This is a genomic window from Arthrobacter sp. TWP1-1 (assembly GCF_049897845.1).
Taxonomy (GTDB): Bacteria; Actinomycetota; Actinomycetes; order Actinomycetales; family Micrococcaceae; genus Specibacter.
This window is the reverse complement of record NZ_JAFCXC010000007.1, coordinates 143,977-162,857: the sequence shown is the minus strand read 5'-3', so window position 1 is coordinate 162,857 and position 18,881 is coordinate 143,977. Positions and strand designations below refer to the sequence as shown.

Annotated in this window: 16 protein-coding genes; 8 read left to right on the top strand and 8 right to left on the bottom strand. The window is 55.2% G+C overall.

The genetic code is table 11. From position 1 onward, the window contains the following. Positions 1–121: 121 nt before the first annotated feature. The 8 genes from ACP7B9_RS13420 to dnaA form a co-directional block, all read right to left on the bottom strand. Positions 122–670 (bottom strand): DUF3566 domain-containing protein, encoded by a 549-nt coding sequence (locus ACP7B9_RS13420; protein ID WP_425864137.1) that lies wholly within the window; start codon positions 668–670, stop codon positions 122–124. Next, the gene (gene gyrA, locus ACP7B9_RS13415) at positions 667–3,312 is read right to left on the bottom strand and encodes a DNA gyrase subunit A (protein WP_425864136.1); all 2,646 of its coding nucleotides are present in this window, start codon (positions 3,310–3,312) and stop codon (positions 667–669) included. Before gyrA ends, ACP7B9_RS13420 begins: the two co-directional genes overlap by 4 nt. 70 nt (positions 3,313–3,382) lie before the next feature. Beyond that, entirely contained in the window at positions 3,383–5,479 is a 2,097-nt protein-coding gene (gene gyrB, locus ACP7B9_RS13410; protein ID WP_425864135.1) for a DNA topoisomerase (ATP-hydrolyzing) subunit B, read from the bottom strand. Between the two features lie 329 nt (positions 5,480–5,808). Then, complete coding sequence (locus ACP7B9_RS13405) at positions 5,809–6,399, bottom strand: DUF721 domain-containing protein (RefSeq protein ID WP_425864134.1); 591 nt, start codon at positions 6,397–6,399, stop codon at positions 5,809–5,811. Further along, positions 6,392–7,639, bottom strand: a complete 1,248-nt coding sequence (recF, locus tag ACP7B9_RS13400) for a DNA replication/repair protein RecF (protein ID WP_425864132.1) — start codon at positions 7,637–7,639, stop codon at positions 6,392–6,394. Before recF ends, ACP7B9_RS13405 begins: the two co-directional genes overlap by 8 nt. Before the next feature lie 21 nt (positions 7,640–7,660). Further along, positions 7,661–8,548 carry a phosphogluconate dehydrogenase (NAD(+)-dependent, decarboxylating) gene (gnd, locus tag ACP7B9_RS13395; RefSeq protein WP_425864130.1) on the bottom strand — a complete coding sequence of 296 codons (888 nt, stop codon included), beginning with the start codon at positions 8,546–8,548 and terminating at the stop codon, positions 7,661–7,663. 68 nt (positions 8,549–8,616) lie between these two features. After that, on the bottom strand, positions 8,617–9,741 hold the full coding sequence (gene dnaN, locus ACP7B9_RS13390) for a DNA polymerase III subunit beta (protein ID WP_425864128.1): 1,125 nt from the start codon (positions 9,739–9,741) through the stop codon (positions 8,617–8,619). Between the two features lie 460 nt (positions 9,742–10,201). Beyond that, a complete protein-coding gene (gene dnaA, locus ACP7B9_RS13385) occupies positions 10,202–11,656 on the bottom strand; it encodes a chromosomal replication initiator protein DnaA (RefSeq protein WP_425864127.1) in 1,455 nt (484 codons plus the stop codon). Between the two features lie 562 nt (positions 11,657–12,218). Here dnaA and rpmH point away from each other — a divergent pair. From rpmH to ACP7B9_RS13345, 8 genes are all read left to right on the top strand, one after another. After that, on the top strand, positions 12,219–12,356 hold the full coding sequence (gene rpmH, locus ACP7B9_RS13380; protein WP_283456901.1) for a 50S ribosomal protein L34: 138 nt from the start codon (positions 12,219–12,221) through the stop codon (positions 12,354–12,356). A gap of 55 nt (positions 12,357–12,411) precedes the next feature. Next, complete coding sequence (gene rnpA / locus ACP7B9_RS13375; RefSeq protein ID WP_425864125.1) at positions 12,412–12,804, top strand: ribonuclease P protein component; 393 nt, start codon at positions 12,412–12,414, stop codon at positions 12,802–12,804. A 30-nt stretch (positions 12,805–12,834) separates the two neighbouring features. After that, on the top strand, positions 12,835–13,230 hold the full coding sequence (gene yidD / locus ACP7B9_RS13370; RefSeq protein WP_425864123.1) for a membrane protein insertion efficiency factor YidD: 396 nt from the start codon (positions 12,835–12,837) through the stop codon (positions 13,228–13,230). 18 nt (positions 13,231–13,248) lie between these two features. Beyond that, positions 13,249–14,211, top strand: coding sequence for a membrane protein insertase YidC (yidC, locus tag ACP7B9_RS13365; protein ID WP_425864122.1), 963 nt, complete (start codon positions 13,249–13,251; stop codon positions 14,209–14,211). Then, positions 14,211–14,738, top strand: coding sequence for a protein jag (locus ACP7B9_RS13360; RefSeq protein ID WP_425864120.1), 528 nt, complete (start codon positions 14,211–14,213; stop codon positions 14,736–14,738). Before yidC ends, ACP7B9_RS13360 begins: the two co-directional genes overlap by 1 nt. A gap of 84 nt (positions 14,739–14,822) precedes the next feature. After that, positions 14,823–15,461 carry a 16S rRNA (guanine(527)-N(7))-methyltransferase RsmG gene (rsmG, locus tag ACP7B9_RS13355; protein ID WP_425864119.1) on the top strand — a complete coding sequence of 213 codons (639 nt, stop codon included), beginning with the start codon at positions 14,823–14,825 and terminating at the stop codon, positions 15,459–15,461. A gap of 233 nt (positions 15,462–15,694) precedes the next feature. Continuing rightward, positions 15,695–16,591, top strand: a complete 897-nt coding sequence (locus ACP7B9_RS13350) for a ParA family protein (protein WP_425864117.1) — start codon at positions 15,695–15,697, stop codon at positions 16,589–16,591. Between the two features lie 85 nt (positions 16,592–16,676). Further along, positions 16,677–17,690 (top strand): ParB/RepB/Spo0J family partition protein, encoded by a 1,014-nt coding sequence (locus ACP7B9_RS13345; RefSeq protein ID WP_425864115.1) that lies wholly within the window; start codon positions 16,677–16,679, stop codon positions 17,688–17,690. The last annotated feature ends 1,191 nt before the right edge of the window (positions 17,691–18,881 follow it).

Sequence of the window (18,881 nt, the reverse complement as noted above, 5' to 3'; positions counted from 1 at the left end):
CCTCACAGAATCCCAAAGTCCAAAATCGGCGGGTCCCAGGGGCTCCCGGGCCCGCCAATTCAAGGATGTTCTGCTGCTGCTTTGGTGCAAATACTGCTGCGAATACGGTTTTTTGGGACTTTTAGTCGTCGGTCAGTGTCACACCAATACCGCCCACAAGGGTGGCAGAGATGTTGTACAGCCAAGCCGAAAGGACCGAAAGTGTTGTCAACAACACAACATTGACAACGGCAACGATGGTTGAGAAGGACGCAACCTGACCTAGGGAGGCGATGCTCAACAGATCAAAGGGCGTGCCGCCCTCCTTGCCTTGAATGTCATTGATGAAGGAGTTGACCGTATCGAACAGGCCGATCGTGTCCAAGACAGTCCACAGGACAATGGCCGCAACAACTGTGACAATGCCCAGTGCCACAGAGAGCAGGAACGCCATCTTCAGCACCGACCAGGGATCCACCTTGCTCACCAGAAGGCGGGCGCGGCGCGCCTTTGCCTTGGGGGCAGGCTTGACCAGCGTAGGCGGCGTTTTAGGCGCCGGCTTCCTAACTACGGGCTTGCCAGCCGGCGCTTGCGCTGTGGCCGGACGCTGCGTTGGACGCTGCGCGGGGCGGGCCGGAGTACCTACCCTCGGTGCGGAACCAGGCCGCGGGATTGGGTTGTTGGTGCTCAATCGGTACCTCCAGTTATTCCGTCATTACCATTCAACGGTACTTCATCAACCTGTTGTTTTCCTTCGAGTGCACCGACTTCGGGTGTCTCAGGAGTTTCGGCTTCCGCTGAATCTTCGTCTTCTTCAAGGCCCCGCTCGGTATTCCGGGCAATGCCGATGATGCGATCGTTCTTGTCTGGTTTGGCGAAGATGACGCCCATGGTGTCGCGGCCCTTAGCTGGAACCTCAGACACGTCAGAGCGTACAACCTTGCCTCCGCTCATGACCACAAGAACCTCATCATCCTCCTGGACGATCAAGGCACCTATCAGGTCACCGCGGTCTTCGACGAGCTTGGCTACCTTGATACCCAAGCCGCCGCGTCCCTGCAAACGGTACTCCTGAACGGCGGTCCGCTTGGCATAGCCACCCTCTGTGACGATAAACACGAAGGAATCGTCCGTGACAACTGCGGCCGAGAGCAACTCGTCGAAATCGCGGAACTTCATGCCGGTAACGCCAGAGGTTGCCCGGCCCATGGGGCGGAGCGCGTCATTGGTGGCCGTGAACCTGATGGACTGCCCCTTGCGGGAAACCAGCAGCAAATCATCTGTGTCGGAGACCAACTGAGCCGAGACGAGTTCGTCGCCGTCGCGCAGGTTGATGGCAATAACACCTGCCGAGCGGTTGGTGTCGTAGTCCTCCAGCGAGGTCTTCTTCACCAGGCCGTTCTTGGTGGCAAGGACCAGATACGGGGATTGCTGGTAGTCCTTGAGTTCCATAACCTGGGCGATTTTCTCGTCCGGTTGGAAGGCCAGCAGGTTGGCCACGTGCTGACCCTTGGCGTCACGGCCCGCCTCTGCAAGCTCGTAGGCCTTGGCCCGGTAGACCCTACCCAAGTTTGTAAAGAACAGCAGCCAATGGTGGGTGGTGGTCACGAAGAAGTGCTCGACGACGTCGTCCCCGCGAAGCTGGGCGCCCTTGACGCCCTTGCCACCGCGGTGTTGCGTACGGTAGTTGTCGCTGCGGGTTCGCTTGACGTAGCCGCCACGGGTGATGGTGACAACCATTTCCTCTTCGGGAATCAGGTCTTCCATGCTCATGTTGGGGTCATAACCCATCATGATCTCCGTGCGGCGGTCATCACCGTAACGAGCGGTGATGTCTGCCAGTTCATCGCTGACAATGCCGCGCTGGATTTCCGGGTCCGCAAGAATTCGGTTGAACTCGGTGATCATAGTTTCCAGCACGTTGTGCCGGTCTGTGATCTTTTGGTGTTCCAGAGCCGCAAGCCGGCGAAGCTGCATATCCAAGATTGCTTTGGCCTGGATCTCATCGATATCCAGCAACTGGATCAAGCCGTCGCGGGCTTCTTCTGTCGTCGAGGAGCGTCGGATCAAAGCAATGACCTCGTCGAGGGCATCCAGGGCCTTCAACAGTCCACGCAAGATGTGAGCCTCTTCTTCGGCCTTGCGCAGGCGGAAGCGGGTGCGTCGAACAATGACATCCATCTGGTGCGTGACCCAGTGCCGGATGAAAGCGTCCAACGGCAGGGTGCGGGGCACGCCGTCGACGATGGCCAACATGTTGGCGCTGAAGTTTTCCTGCAGCTGGGTGTGCTTGAACAGATTGTTCAACACAACCTTTGCCACCGCGTCACGCTTGAGGACAACCACCAAACGCTGGCCGGTACGTCCAGAGGTCTCGTCCCGGAGGTCGGCGATGCCGGTGATCTTGCCGTCCTTGACCAGATCGGCAATCTTGATGGCCAGGTTGTCAGGATTGGCCTGGAACGGCAGCTCGGTCACTACCAGGCAGGTGCGACCCTGAATTTCCTCAACATTGACAACAGCACGCATGGTGATGGATCCACGCCCAGTGCGGTAAGCATCTTCAATGCCCTTACGGCCCAAGATCTGCGCACCAGTGGGGAAATCAGGCCCCTTGATTCGCTCGATCAGTGCCTCAAGCAGTTCCTCGCGACCCACGGTGGGGTTGGCCAGGTACCACTGCACACCATCGGCAACTTCACGCAAATTGTGTGGCGGAATATTGGTGGCCATACCCACGGCAATGCCTGATGATCCGTTGACCAAAAGGTTCGGAAACCTTGCAGGCAGAATTTTGGGCTCTTGGTTCTTGCCGTCATAGTTGTCCTGGAAATCGACGGTTTCTTCGTCGATGTCACGGACCATTTCCATGGCGAGTGGGGCCATTTTGGTTTCGGTATAACGAGGCGCAGCTGCACCGTCATTTCCTGGTGAACCAAAGTTGCCCTGTCCCAGAGCCAAGGGGTAACGCATGGTCCAGTCCTGGATCAAACGCACTAAAGCGTCGTAAATTGAGCTATCGCCGTGGGGGTGGTACTGACCCATGACCTCGCCAACAACGCGCGCACACTTGTTAAACGAACGCTCCGGGCGGTAACCGCCGTCGAACATGGCGTAAAGCACGCGGCGGTGCACAGGCTTCAAGCCATCCCGAACATCGGGAAGCGCACGGCCCACGATGACGGCCATGGCGTAGTCAAGGTATGAGCGCTTCATCTCCTCCTGGAGATCAATTTGCTCAACCTTGTCATGCATTACATTTCCTTCAAGAACGTCGTTTCCCGTGGCGTCCACGGTAGCTTCTGAAGGATCCTGAGGTGTTTCGTCGCTCATAATCTTGTATATTCCATTCGCAATATATGTCTGAATTACTCTATAACTAGTGGGCTATATCTAGCCCTGTCTAGATGTCGAGGAACCTGACATCCTTGGCGTTTTGCTGAATAAAGTTGCGTCGTGATTCAACGTCTTCGCCCATGAGGGTGGAGAATACTTGGTCCACCTCGGCTGCATCGTCCATCGTGACCTGAAGCAAGGTGCGGTGTTCAGGGTCCATGGTTGTGTCCCACAGCTCGGTGTAGTCCATCTCGCCGAGGCCCTTGTAACGCTGAATACCGTTGTCCTTGGGGATACGCCGTCCAGCTGCGGCTCCCGAGGCCAATGCGGCGTCTCGTTCCTTGTCGCTGAAGACGTAATCGTGAGGCGCGTTGGACCACTTGATTCGGTACAACGGCGGCTGTGCCAAGTACACGTATCCGTTCTCGATCAACGGCCGCATGTAGCGGAACAGCAAGGTGAGTAGCAAGGTGGTGATGTGCTGACCATCAACATCGGCATCCGCCATCAAAACGATCTTGTGGTAACGGGCCTTTTCAACATCGAAGTCCTCACCAATACCTGCACCGAAGGCCGTGATCATGGCCTGAACTTCGGCGTTGCCAAGGGCTCGGTCGAGGCGTGCTCGCTCCACATTGAGGATTTTTCCTCGCAGCGGCAGGATAGCCTGTGTTGTTGGGTTCCTTCCGCGGACGGCGGAGCCGCCTGCAGAGTCACCCTCAACGATGTAAATTTCTGACAGTGCCGGGTCCTTGGACTGGCAATCCTTGAGCTTCCCAGGCATTCCGCCGGATTCCAGCAGTCCCTTGCGTCGGGTGCTTTCCCTAGCCTTTCGGGCAGCCAAGCGAGCCATGGAAGCCTGGATCGACTTGCGAATAACATCGCGTGCGGGGCCGGGGTTACGTTCGAGCCAGTCACCCAGGCCGTCGGTGACAACACGCTGGACAAAGCCCTTGACCTCTGAGTTACCCAGTTTGGTCTTGGTCTGTCCCTCAAACTGAGGCTCAGAAAGCTTCACCGAGATAACGGCCGTGAGACCTTCGCGGATGTCATCACCGGTGAGGTTGTCATCCTTTTCCTTGATGATGTTTTTCTCACGGGCGTAACGGTTGATCAACGACGTCATTGCGGCACGGAAGCCTTCTTCGTGTGTGCCACCCTCGTGCGTGTTGATGGTGTTCGCGTAGGTGTGAACACTTTCGGAGAACGAGGTTGTCCACTGCATGGCGATTTCCACGGCCATGCTGCGGCTGGAGTCCTCGGTTTCGAAGGCAATGACGTCTTCGTGGACGGGCTCGTACTTCTTTGAGGTGTTCAGGTGCTTGACATAATCAAGCAGGCCGTCCGTGTACTGGTAAACAACAACACGCTTACCGGTAACTACATCCTTGCCTTCCGGAATGGCGTCCAAATCTGGATCTTCATCCGGTGCTTCCGACACAGTACGCTCATCGGTCAGCGAGATCTTCAGGCCCTTATTCAGGAACGCCATCTGCTGGAATCGTGCCCGCAGGGTCTCAAAATCAAACTCGACGCTCTCGAAAATATCGGGATCTGCGTAGAAAGTCTGGGTGGTGCCAGTCTCGGTGGTTGTCTCGCCCTTAACCAAGGTGCCCTGGGGCTTGCCGCCATCGGCAAAACTCATGCGCCAGACAAAGCCTTGACGGCGAATTTCAGTGTTGACCAGACGCGAAAGCGCGTTAACCACTGAAATACCGACGCCGTGCAGACCGCCAGAGACCGCGTAGCCGCCGCCGCCAAACTTTCCGCCGGCGTGCAGGATGGTCATGACAACCTCGACCGTGGGTTTGCCTTCTGTGGGGTGAATATCCACAGGAATGCCACGGCCGTTATCAATCACTCGCACGCCACCGTCGGCGGTCAAGGTGATGTCGATGTGATCGCAGTAGCCGGCCAGGGCTTCATCTACAGAGTTGTCCACCACTTCGTATACCAAGTGATGCAAACCGCGCGGACCCGTTGAACCGATGTACATACCCGGGCGTTTGCGGACGGCTTCCAAGCCCTCCAAAACGGTGATGTCACTGGCATCATAGTGCCCGTTGTCCGCAGCAGCAGCGGGTGTTACGGTGCTTGGTGCCGCGGTTGGCTGCGTGTCTTCCTGCTCTGGATTTACGGAACTATCCGAATTGTTCGTCGTCACAGGCGCGTTCGACCCCTCTTGTTGTTCAGCTCGATTGCCTGCATGGGAACGGGCACACGACTGTCACTTGCCTGTGCTTCGATTCCTCTGGGAAGGCAGATAAATACCGCTCTCGACGAAACCAAGGAAACCTGACACAGCGCCGCGGAGAGACGGTTATGTTCTGATTCTACCTTGCAACTGGTTCAGATGGGGTCTCAACGTGCCCTGAAACGCCAAAAAAGCGGCATAGAACGCAATTGTGGATCCTTCTTTAAGGAGATGTACGCCCCATGGGGTTTGAATGCCCCTACAGCGCGTTGGCCACTTTCGCGACTAGCGCCTTGATGCTATCCATAAGTGTCCCGAGGGCCCCGTCCCTTGACGTTTCGAAACCCCTTCCGCCAACTCGGTGCTGCCGGACCCAGAACAAGAATCTTTGTGACAACTCCCAGGCCCAAATCCTCATCAAACTTTGCCAACAGGGACGATGCCAACAACCGTAATTGTGTTGCCCAGCTGGTTGAATCACACCGAACATGAAGCGTCGTGGCCTCAAAACTCTCCGGCCGGCAATGCGCTGCAATATCCGGACCAACCAGTGTGTCCCACTGCGCCATGACCGAACCAACTGCCAGTGGAGAACTCCATCCACGATCGGAAACAAGCCGGCTGACAACGTTTCCTAGTCCTTGCGGATCCCTACCGCCACCATATTTGGCATCAAGGAACGGCTTACGCTTCGCCTTGGGGACTGATTTTTCGCCCAAACGGCTTCTGGGAATTCGTAGCTCCCCGCGGCTCTTGGCAATGCGTCGCATTCTGTTCAGGGCAGCCTGTGCCGCGTCAATCTCGATGGTGTGATCGGCGGCAGCAGCCTGCTTACGCCGTTTTTGACTTGTTGGATCATCATCAGAGGAGCCAACCGGCCGCTCATTCATCGGGAACAACTCCACCAGGGATCACCTGGATTGTCGACCCTGACAGCTCTTCAGGTATGTCTCCGCCGACTGCTGCTGTCACGAGAACTTGTTCCGCCGAGGCGACCATGGCAGCCAGTTTTCGGCGGCGATGAGTATCCAGTTCAGCAAACACATCATCGAGGATGAGGATCGGCTGGTTTCCCTCGACGTGTTTGTCTTCATCAAGTACATGGAACGAAGCTAAGCGAAGCGCCAAAGCTATTGACCAGGATTCACCGTGGGATGCGTACCCGCGGGCAGGCGCAAGCCCCAGAAGCAAGTCCAGTTCATCGCGGTGCGGCCCCACCAATGACATGCCGCGTTCCAATTCCTTGGTTCGGGACCGAATAAGTTCAATCCTGTACTTTTCGGCCAATTCATCGACCGTCAAAAGTGAGAGGTCTTCGCCATCATTCTCAGTGGCAGCTACTCCAGCCTGAGGTTCGCCAAGAGTGTTAGGGGATGCGCCGTCGTACGCACCAGGCTGCTCAGCATTATTTGGCAGGTCAAGACTGCTGCGGTAAATGGCCCGCAATACCTTGGACCCGTCGGTCAATTGAGAGTAGGCCTCTGCCATATGCGGGCGCAGTCGGTTGAGCAGATCCAACCTTGCTGCTAAGAGGTTCGCCGCTGCAATCGCAAGGTGCTGATCCCAAACGTCCAGTGTTGAGAGATGCGATTCGGAGACCCCCGCACGGGAAAAGTGTTGTGATCGCGCGGATTTCAGCAAGGCATTGCGCTGTTTCAGGACGCGGTCATAGTCGCTGCGGGTTCCCGCGTGCATAGGTGACAAGACCACCAATAGGTCATCCAAAAAACGACGGCGATTCCCCGGATCGCCCTTAACCAGGGCCAAATCTTCCGGGGCAAAGAGCACTGTCCGGCACAACCCCAGGATTTCACGCGAACGAACCGGATTGGCTCGGTTAATTCGTGCTCGATTCGCCCGCGTGGCATTGATTTCCAGCTCGACCATGACTTTTTGCTCGGCCCGAACCAGCTGGGCACGAATGAGCGCTCGCTCGGAACCAAACCGCAAGAGCGGTCCATCCTGGCTAACTCGATGAGATGAAAGAGTCGACAAGTAGCCGATCGCTTCCACCAGATTGGTTTTACCCAACCCATTTGAGCCAACAAGAACCGTGACCCCCGGTGCGAGCGTCAAATCAACTTGGGCATAACTGCGGAAATCAGTGAGGGAAAGGTGTTCAAGGTACATGGAGCTGAGTTTTATCCACTACTAGGAACCTGCTGGTTTTGTGGCATGCCCACCAAATTGGTGGCGCAGTGCCGAAACCATCTTCATCGCCGGTGAGCTATCTTCACGGGATGAAAAACGGGCGAAGAGTGCTGCTGTAATGGCCGGAGCCGGCACGGCATTGGCGATTGCTTCCTCAACGGTCCAGCGGCCTTCGCCCGAATCTTCGACGTAATCGTCAATGGATTCCAGTCCGGGATCTTCATCCAATGCCTTGACCATCAGGTCCAAAAGCCAGGAACGGACAACCGTCCCCTTTTGCCAGGCGCGGAACGTGCCAGGCAAGTCCTGGATAATGTCCTTCTTCGCCAGAAGTTCGTAACCTTCTGCGTAGGCCTGCATCAGACCATACTCGATGCCATTGTGCACCATCTTGGCGTAATGGCCGGCGCCAATGTCCCCAACGTGAACCAGGCTGTCGGCCCTTTCGCCTTCAGGACGCAATACGTCCAAAACGGGCACTACTCGCTCAAAGTTTTCGACAGAACCGCCGGCCATGAGGCCATAACCGTTCTCGAGTCCCCAGACACCACCGGAAACGCCAACATCCATGAATCCGATATTTTTGGTTGCCAGCATCGCGCCGTGCTTTTGGTCTTCGGTGAACCTGGAATTCCCACCATCTACGAGCAAGTCGCCCGGTTCCAGCAAATCTGAGAGCTCAGTGATGACTGATGTGGTGATGTCCCCGGAAGGCACCATGACCCAAATAAGCCTGGGAGCCGGAACAGCTTCGATCAATTCGGCAAGTGATGCGGCATCGCTAACCTCAGGATTGCGGTCAAAACCGGTGACCTCGATTTGTCCTGCACGTAAGCGAGCCCGCATGTTGAAGCCCATTTTTCCAAGTCCGACGAGTCCAATATGCACGTTAGTATCTCTTTTCCGTGGGTTGGTAATGATGCTGGGAAAACTGCCGACAGTCAACAAAGCGACAGTTACTGGTTGGGCAACCTTACGGGCATGACCAGGTAGCGGTACTCATCACGACGTTCGCCATCAAGGGTATCTTGGGCGCTCAGCATTGCCGGCTTGGGTGCTGAGGTGAATGAGAATCTGACGTACTTGCTGTCAAAAGCGCTCAAACCTTCGCTGAGGTAGTGCGGGTTGAACGCGACTGTGATTTCCTCGCCAAAGAGGGAAGCTTCGAGGTTTTCCGAGGCCTGTGCGTCTTCGCCAGTTCCTGCGTCCAAGGTCAGTTGGCCGTCGGTAAAGATCAAGCGAACTGGAGTATTGCGTTCGGCAACCAGAGAAACTCGACGAACAGCTTCTGCTAGGGCATGAGTTTCAACCGTTGCATGGATCGGCGTTGTATCTGGGAACAGCGAACGGATCTTTGGGTAGTCGCCGTCAACGAGCAAAGATGTCGTCCGGCGGCCACCGCTTTCGAAGCCGATGAGTTCGTTGTTTTGCGAAAGTGCGATGTTGATGTTTCCGGAACTGCCCAACGTTTTAGCAACTTCGCTAAGCGTCTTGGCCTTGACTAGGGCGCCGGCGGAAATGTTGGGAGAGGTGGGGTTCCATCGGATTTCACGTAGCGAAAGGCGGTACCTGTCGGTTGCCAGCAACGTGATGAGATCCCCTTCGATTTCCATCTTCACACCTGTGAGAACGGGAAGGGTGTCGTCCTTGCTTGAGGCAATGATGACCTGGGAAACGGCCTGTGCAAATGCTTCACCGTCAACGGTTCCGCTGATTTCAGGAAGGGCAGGCAGTTCTGGGTAGTCACTTACCGGCATGGTTGCCAAATGAAAGCGGCTACTTCGGCAGGTCAATGTGACTTTATTGCCGTCGGTTTCAACTTCCACAGGTGCTGCTGGAAGGCTGCGACAGATATCTGCCAGCAACCGTCCGGAAACCAGGATGGTTCCTTCTTCGGAGATGTCAGCAGGAATTTGGAGGCGTGCTGAGATCTCGTAGTCGAAGCTGGCCAGGCTCAAGGTTCCGGCTTCGGCTTTGAGAAGTAGTCCAGAAAGGACTGGAACTGGAGGGCGGGGTGACAAGGATCGTGCGGCCCAGCTGACTGCTTCGGTCAGAACATCCCGTTCGACTCGGAACTTCACGGAAGGGTGCCGCCTTTCATGGTGCGAAAAATTTCAATGTGCGTTTTGGTAGGCCCTCACGAAGGGATCCTGACCAAGTTTGAATTACATGCTTGGTGACAGCTTAGCCCCTAGACGTGACCACTTAGTCATTGGTCAAGGCATCTGGGGACAGGCTCAATGGGGGATGGGTAAATGTTCTTTGAAACGAATAATTCTTGTAGTTAGTAGTGTTAATAAGTCCTGTGGATACTGTGGATAACTGCCTCTGGCCGCGCAATTTGGCTGATGTTGCCTGTGCACAGCCTGTGAGGCTCTGCCGCTTGGCGTTGTGAGGAGCAGTGGAGAACTTTTTTGGGAGTTTTAATGATCCACAGCTTGCCCCAGAGTTATCCGCAGGGTGTGGGTACTTGTGCCCCTGTTATCCACAGGACTGTCCACAGCTGTTAATTTCTCAGATTTTTTTAATCCGCCAAGCGGATTAGCCCTCGCGCTGCTGCTGCTTGATCTTGTTTGTTAGTTCAGTGACCTGGTTGTAGATCGCCCGTCGTTCGGCCATAAGCTCGCGGATTTTCCGATCCGCGTGAATGACGGTGGTGTGATCCCGACCGCCAAATTCCTGGCCAATCTTCGGCAAAGACATGTCAGTCAGCTCTCGGCAGAGGTACATGGCAATCTGACGCGCCGTCACAAGAGTCCGCGTCCTGGACTTGCTACACAGTTCTTCGAGGGAGATGTTGAAGTATGCAGCTGTCTGTCCGAGGATGGCCGTCGAAGTGATTTCCTGGGCGCCATCATCGGTAATGAGGTCCTTGAGAACCAATTCGGCTAGACCAACATCCACCGGCTGGCGATTCAAGCTTGCAAAGGCAGTGACTCGAATCAAGGCACCTTCAAGCTCACGGATGTTGGTGGAGATTTTCGAGGCAATGTATTCCAGGGCGTCATCTGGGGCGGACAGGCCTTCACCAATGGCCTTCTTACGCAAAATTGCGATGCGAGTTTCCAGCTCCGGAGGCTGGACATCTGTCAACAGGCCCCACTCAAAGCGTGAACGCATGCGTTCCTCAAACCCCTGCAGGCGCTTTGGCGGAAGGTCAGAGGTAATGACGACCTGTTTGTTGTGGTTATGCAAGGCGTTAAAGGTGTGGAAGAACTCTTCTTGAGTGGCATCTTTGTTGGCGAGGAACTGGATGTCATCGATCAAGAGGATATCCACGTTGCGGTACAGCTGCTTGAAGCTGGCACCTTCATCATCCCGAATCGAGTTAATGAAATCGTTGGTGAATTCCTCAGAATTTACGTACCGAACCCGAATACCCGTGTAAAGGCGCCGAGCATAGTGGCCAATTGCATGGAGAAGGTGGGTCTTACCCAAGCCGGAATCACCGTAGATGAACAACGGGTTGTACGCCTTGGCAGGCGCCTCGGCGACCGCGACGGCTGCGGCGTGGGCGAATCGGTTTGATGAGCCAATCACAAAGGAGTCAAAAACATACTTCGGATTTAGCCGGCCGAATTCCTGTGAGGTACTGGGGAGCGTTGGTGCGGGCTTCGAAACGTGTTCGGCGGGCTCAGTGAGTTCTGACCGGCTTGAGAGTTCCGAACGTTCTGTCCGAGTGGTCGCGGGAACTTGAGCAGGCTCTTCTTCCTTAACAGGGGGAACCAGATCTGAATTGACGCTAAAGGCACAACTGATCTCTTCGGAAAATACCTGCGACAAGGCGTCTTTGAGCGCCGTGTTGAGCTGATTCTGGAGAACTTCTCTTGTGAGTTCGTTGGGAACGGCTACCAACAAGGTATTGCCGATAAGGCCCTGGGGCTGAGTCAGTACTACAAAGCCACGCTGCCGGGGAGAGACTCGCTCATCCTGTTCAAGGATTCGGATGACCCGCCGCCAAGAACTTCCAACGTCATTGATGTCCTCAGTGCTCATCGAGAGTTCCGTCCTTACTGCCGGTTGGTTGACCGGAATGCTTGTATTTGCGCGCTTACTGCACGTGACTTCGGTTACACATCGCGGACCTGTGGGTTGGATGTGCAGACAACTGTCGAATCGCAGTAATCCACAGAGTTATGCACATAGGTGGATAACTTGCTACGGGCCAAGCCTAGAGGATGAAAACGCCAGAAGATAGCGGGCGAAAGGGGTTGTGGATAAATATCACAGGAGTGTACGGATTTGGGCACCATCCACAGGTGTTGTCCACTGCGTTGTACACAGCTGTGGATTACGTTGGCCCACCTCTGAATGTGTCTGTAGACCAAGAAGATCCCCAAAAACACGCTCTAAGTTCGTTGATTCGCAATGTGCAGTTTGACCGCAAGCCCTTGCGTGACCTAATGTTGTGAAGTCCCATGTGTCTGCTTTGCGCTTTATGCGTGCGCTTCTTTCTAACGAGAAGTGAGAAGCGGGCATCCATATACTTAGCGTCGACCCCTTTCTTTCCTGTTAGCTACGGGCAAGGCGCATCTTTGATTGTCTTGGAGTAACTACCGTGAGCAAGCGGACTTTTCAGCCGAACAACCGCCGTCGTGCCAAGAAGCACGGCTTCCGCCTTCGTATGCGCACCCGCGCAGGCCGCGCCATTTTGGCAGCCCGCCGCACCAAGGGTCGCATAGAGCTGTCGGCCTAAACAATAACTGCTTGACGATTCGTCGAGCCTTACTGAAGTAACGGTAGATCGCAAGGTGCTAGCCACCAAGAATAGAATGCGGACTTCCGCCAACTTCTCACATACTGTACGTTCCGGCGTCCGCAATGGACGCCGGAACGTAGTGTTATATATGGTGTCCACTTCTCCCGATGAACCCAGCCAGGTTGGGTTCATCGTGGCGAAAACTGTGGGGAACGCTGTGACCCGCAATCTCGTTAAGAGGAGACTGCGGGAAATAGTTGTCGAAACAGTCAGACAGCATCCCTACGGAGTCAATGTAGTTGTGCGGGCGTTGCCCGTTTCTGCTGAAGCCTCTTTCGGTGATCTTGTCGCGGACTATCGCAAGGCTTTTTCCAGTGCTTCTTCCCGTCTGCACGGGAAAAGCGGAAATGCTTTGCCGCAGGCACCAACACATACAGTAGATTAAGGTTGACGTGTCAAAAGGAGACGAGGCTTTGTGATTTCCTCACAAACGCAAGGCAGGGTGCCCAAGTGGATACCCGCCGTCGCGCTCTTCTTGTGGCATGTTCCTCGCAACATACTTATTATCGTTTTGAAACTTTACCGGCGCGTCGTCTCACCCATGTATGGGCAGGTGTGCCGGTTTTTTCCGTCATGTTCGGCTTACGCCTTGGAGGCAGTGACCGTTCACGGTGCCATTAAGGGCAGTTGGTTCGCCGCGCGGCGGATTGTTCGTTGCCACCCCTGGAGTGCAGGCGGGCTGGATCCGGTACCTTCGCCGGCAAATGTTGATTGGGATGACCCTTCCACGGTGCCCATGATTGTCCAGCTGAACCACCCGCATGTTTTTCTGGCCAAGCAACAGGAAACACAAAGCCGCACAGCGGCTTGAGGAGATTAGAAAAGAAATATGGACTTCTTCGGTACGATTCTGTTCCCCTTCAAATGGCTTGTGTCATGGATCATGGTGCAGTTCCATGACGGGCTGACTTTCCTTGGACTGGATGCAGCCTCCGGTGTTACTTGGACGTTGTCCATCATCGGGCTGGTGCTGGTTATTCGTGCCGCCTTGATTCCGGTCTTTGTGAAGCAGATCAAGGCACAGCGCGGCATGCAGGCGCTGCAGCCGGACATGAAGAAGCTCCAGGCTAAATACAAGGGCAAAACAGACCAGCTGTCCCGCCAGGCCATGGGCCAAGAACAGATGGCTTTGTACAAGGAACACGGCACTAACCCGTTCTCCGCGTGCTTGCCTATGTTGATCCAGATGCCGTTCTTCTTCTCTCTGTTCCAGGTACTTTCCGGTGTGGCCAAGGCCAATGCCGATAGCGCCGGCATCGGCGCCATGACCCACGATCAGGTGGCTCAGTTTGACCAGGCGACTATTTTTGGCGCCCCGCTGTCCGCGGCCTTCCTGCCGCAGCTTCAGGGTGGCGATCTCAACGTTTCCGTTGTTTGGCTCTCTATCGTCATGATTTTGGCCATGATTGCCTCGCAGTTCATCACGCAGAAGCAGATCATGTCCAAGAACATGTCTGAAGAAGCCATGGCCGGCCCGTTCATGAAGCAGCAGCAGATGATGCTTTATGTACTGCCGCTCGTCTTCGGTATTGGTGGCGTGAACTTCCCCATCGGTGTTTTGATCTACTGGACCACCACGAACATCTGGACCATGGGACAGCAGTTCTTTGTTATTCGCCGTATGCCCACTCCCGGCTCACCTGCCTACAAGGAGTACCAGAAGCGTCGCGAGGCCAAGGGCCTGCCCCTTCTTGGTGCATCCAAGAAAAAGGTTGAAGAGGAAATCGAAGAGATTCCTGAGGTCAAGGGCCAGCGGTCCCAGCCACAACGCAAGAACAGGAAGAAGAAATAATGCCTGAAGAAACGCAGATTGTCCCTGAGGAAGAAACCGCGACGCCTGGCACTGGTGCCAGCCGAGTGGAAGAGGAAGGCGAGATTGCCGCCGACTACCTCGAGGAACTTCTGGATATTGCCGATATCGATGGTGATATTGACATTGAGGTTCGCAACGGCCGCACCTACATCTCCATCGTCGCCGAAGAGGGATCCGATTCGCTGGCAAAGCTGGTTGGTGAAGGTGGAGAAGTCTTGGATGCCCTGCAGGAACTGACACGGCTCAGCGTGCTTTCCTCAACCGAAAGTCGCTCACGCTTGGTTCTGGATATTTCCGGATACCGTGATCGCCGCAGTGCTGAGTTGGCCAAGATCGCCAATGATGCTGCTGAAGCGATCAAGGCAGGCCAAGAATCTGTTGCCCTTGATCCCATGGGCGCATACGAACGCAAAATCGTACACGACACCATCGCTGACCTAGGACTCGAATCCGAGTCCGAGGGTGAGGGTGTAAACCGCCACATTGTGGTGTCAGCCGCGCTATAACGCGCGCTCAAGAAAAGTTTCCAATTGGTCCCGGCCACTGCCTAAGGGGAGTGGCCGGGACTTGAAGTTAAGAGGACATAAATAGTGGTTGAACTTACTGCTCCAGAAGCCGTTGCTGCGCAACGTATCTTTGGTGATCAGCTCGATTTGGCCAAGCGCTACGTTGAGCATCTAGCAACGTCAGGCATTGAACGGGGGTTGATTGGCCCGCGCGAGGTTCCGCGTCTGTGGAGCCGACACGTGCTGAACTGTGCCGTGGTTGCAGAGCTAATTGACGACGGCGCAAAGGTTGCTGACGTGGGTAGCGGTGCTGGCCTGCCTGGGCTTTGCCTAGCCATTGCGCGCCCAGACCTCTACCTAACCCTGATCGAGCCGTTAGAGCGGCGTGTGACGTGGCTTGAGGAAGTAGTCATGGACTTGGGTCTGTCCAATGTTGAGATCATCCGTTCGCGTGCTGAAGCTGCGATCGGGAAAGTTGAGTGCACGGTTGTAACCGCCCGCGCTGTCTCCGCTCTGAAGACCTTGGCACCCCTGACGATTCCGCTTTTGGGCGGCGAGGGTGAGCTGCTAGCAATTAAGGGACGTAGCGCGGAAGAGGAAATCGCCACGGCAGGCAAGACCATCAGGAATTTGGGTGGCTACGAAACGTCAATCGTGATCGCCGGCCAGGATGTCCTTGAAGAGCCAACGACTGTGGTCCGTGTGAAGGTGAAGCGGCGCTGATCCCCACGACTGTGGGCAGGAACCGATAGGCTAGAGGTTGGCAACCGTAGCCACAGGAAAGTGAGAGTGTCAGCGTGACCAGTAGCGAAGCAGCTTCGCAACGGATCCCTCCGTTCATGACATTGGGGTCGGCACGTTCTAATGCCTCATATCAACCAAAAATGGTTGAACATGCCCAAAGTAAGTCCGCAGTGGTTGTTTCACGTGAAACAAGTTCCGGTGTAATAAGTTCAATGGACAACGATTCTGATGCCGGCAGCCCCATTGCGAGCCAGCTTGTCAGCGAGACGAAACGGCGTGAGCGCCTATTGGGGCGCAGGCTTCCTCGACCGGATCGGACTCGAATCCTCACGGTCGCCAACCAAAAGGGCGGTGTGGGTAAAACCACAACAACCGTAAATGTGGCCGCAGCTCTGGCTTCGGCCGGTCTTCAGGTCATGGTTATTGACATTGACCCTCAGGGAAATGCATCCACTGCCCTGGGTGTTCCTCACCACGCGGAGATCGACAGTATCTACGACGTACTCATTAACGACTTCGCCATGGCGGACGTTGTGGCGGAGTGCCCGGATATTGCAAATTTGTATTGCGCCCCAGCTACGATTCACTTGGCCGGCGCGGAAATTGAGCTGGTCTCTCTGGTTGCCAGGGAGCAGAGACTACGCCGCGCAATTGATGAGTATGTAAAGTTTCGTGAGGTAAATGGCCAGGAACGTCTGGACTTCATCTTTATTGACTGCCCTCCCAGCCTTGGGTTGTTGACGGTCAACGCTTTTTGCGCTGCCAATGAAGTTTTCATTCCCATTCAGTGTGAGTACTATGCGCTGGAAGGATTGAGTCAACTACTGAAGAACATCGGGATGATTCAGAAGCACCTGAACTCAGACCTTGTGGTGTCCACCATCTTGTTGACCATGTACGACGGCCGAACGAATCTGGCCGCTCATGTTGCTGCTGATGTACGCGAACACTTTCCGGAGCAAGTTCTACGAGCCATGATTCCGCGATCTGTCAGGATCTCAGAAGCCCCCAGTTACCAGCAGACAGTCATGACGTACGATCCTTCGTCTACAGGCGCCCTTTCCTACCTTGAGGCCGCCGCTGAGCTGGCTGAACGGTCTGTGTCCTAGGTGTTTGCGCGGTCCTGCAGTTTGCAACTTACAATGAAGTTCATCAGACCCCTAGGCTGGGGTTCATTCAATGGAGGAAGTCTCAATGACTGACAAGCGCAGGGGTCTTGGTCGTGGATTGGGTGCTCTGATCCCCAGTTCATCTGGCGATGAGACGGGCAACTCCCTTCCAACGCGGCCCGTTGATCTCTTTTTCCCTGAGCCCAAGGGGCGTAAGCCTGCTGCAGCACCGGCTAGGACCGCCAGAAAGGCTCCCGTGGCTGAGCTGCCGGAACTTGTTGAGGTTCCAGGTGCTACGTTCATGGAACTGCCAGTTGGGGAGATTCATCCGAATCGAAAGCAGCCTCGTACAGTCTTCGATGAAGACGATATGGCAGAACTGGTTCACTCAGTCCGCGAAATTGGTGTTCTGCAGCCCATCGTGGTGCGGAAATCCACCGAAACGGGTGATCAACCCTATGAACTGGTCATGGGTGAGCGCCGTTGGCGGGCCAGTCAAGCTGCAGGGCTCGACACCATTCCCGTTATTGTTCGCGAAACCACCGACGATAACCTTCTTCGTGACGCGTTACTCGAGAACCTGCACCGAAGCCAGCTCAATCCCCTTGAAGAGGCTGCTGCGTACCAGCAACTCCTTGAAGACTTCGGTACCACTCACGAACAGCTTGCTGATCGGATCGGACGTTCGCGTCCCCAGGTGTCCAACACGCTCCGACTATTGAAGCTTCCGGCACTTGTGCAGCGCCGAGTTGCGGCTGGAGTGTTGTCGGCGGGTCACGCGCGAGCGTTGCTGGCGCTTCCTGAGTCTGAGGCTATGGAAATTCTGGCCCAGAGAATTGTGGCCGAGGGAATGTCAGTTAGGGCTACCGAAGAGGCTGTTCAGCTGTATCAAGCACCTCTGAGCGGTCAGAAGCCGGCGACCAAGACTCCAAGCCCGAGACATGAACGCCTCGATTTCCTGGCTAGTTCGCTGTCTGACCGCTTGGACACCAATGTCAAGATTTCACTGGGCGCTCGAAAAGGCAAGGTCAGTATCGAGTTCGCCTCAGTTGAGGATCTTAACCGCATTATGGATGTTTTGAGCCCCGGTAGTAAGTAACTCCTGATTTAGATCGAACGGCAGTGTTTCACGTGAAACACTGCCGTTCTTCATTTAATCGACTTCCCCAGGATTGATCCTAAGTGCGAGAAATGCGTTGTCCATTTAGCCAGAAACGGGTAGTTGGAGACCTCGTGAAGCCTTTATGCGGGTAGGCCCCTTCGAATTAAGCGATGGGCCATTACTGACATGCGATTGGTTTCACGTGAAACAGTCGCGGCTTATGATGACTCTTGAGAAATACTTGGGAGACGAGGTCCAGATCGAGTTGCCGGTAGTTGTGCTATTCGCCCTACGATATTCAGTCAGCGACTGAATGGGCATTCACCGTTGCAAATTGGGATATCCAGAATGCGAATAGGTGCCTGACCGTGAATCACGTGTTTCACGTGAAACAGATTTCTACTGCTTGCAAAGTTTGTTTTGGCGTTGGCGGGCGATGACTCAAAGGCAGGTCGCTGAAGCGTAATGATTCCCCTATCCATTCGGACCTTGTCGCACTAAAGTGCTCGTACCTAGGAAAGCTCCCAACTGAAATCCGGGACAGCGATGTCTCATGTGGGCAGGACTGCCGAGCGTTGAACGGGTGTTTCGGATAATATGACCTAGGCCCAAGTGGCCCATAGGAAACTGTTGGTGGAATAGGGCCGAACTCGAGAGACTCACTGGAGCCATTGCGGATGCCAATTAGCTTGGGCGGGTACACATTTTGGTCGTGTCCTAGGACTTCTCAGGGGCCTGACGATCTAGCTGCACAGGCGCCGGCAGGCAATGCGTAGGGGGCTAGAACTGTCTCGCGATTCGGTCACCGGTTCGCACCAAAAGACACAACAGTAAGTGCCGCTAGCCATCGATAGGAGAGCCGTTAGGTATTGTTTCTCTGACCCACGTCTAGGTAGCTCGAAATGCATTTCCCGCTTAGTTGGCCGGAGTAATTCGCCAAGTCCCAGCGGAAATGCCCCGTGGACAATTCCGAAAGGGCGCCTATATATAGTTTCGCGGCACAGATGCTTGTGAACGACTTGCGGATCGTACCTGCCACGACATGAGCGTAGGTAGCTTGGACGGGAGCCGAAACCTACGTTGCCCCATGGCGGTCATGAGTATCAAAATGGACGTTTCGAGCGGATTGTCTCCTTGAGGGACAGTGAGGTGGGGGGGTGGTCTCACCATGGGCGACACGGTGGCCCC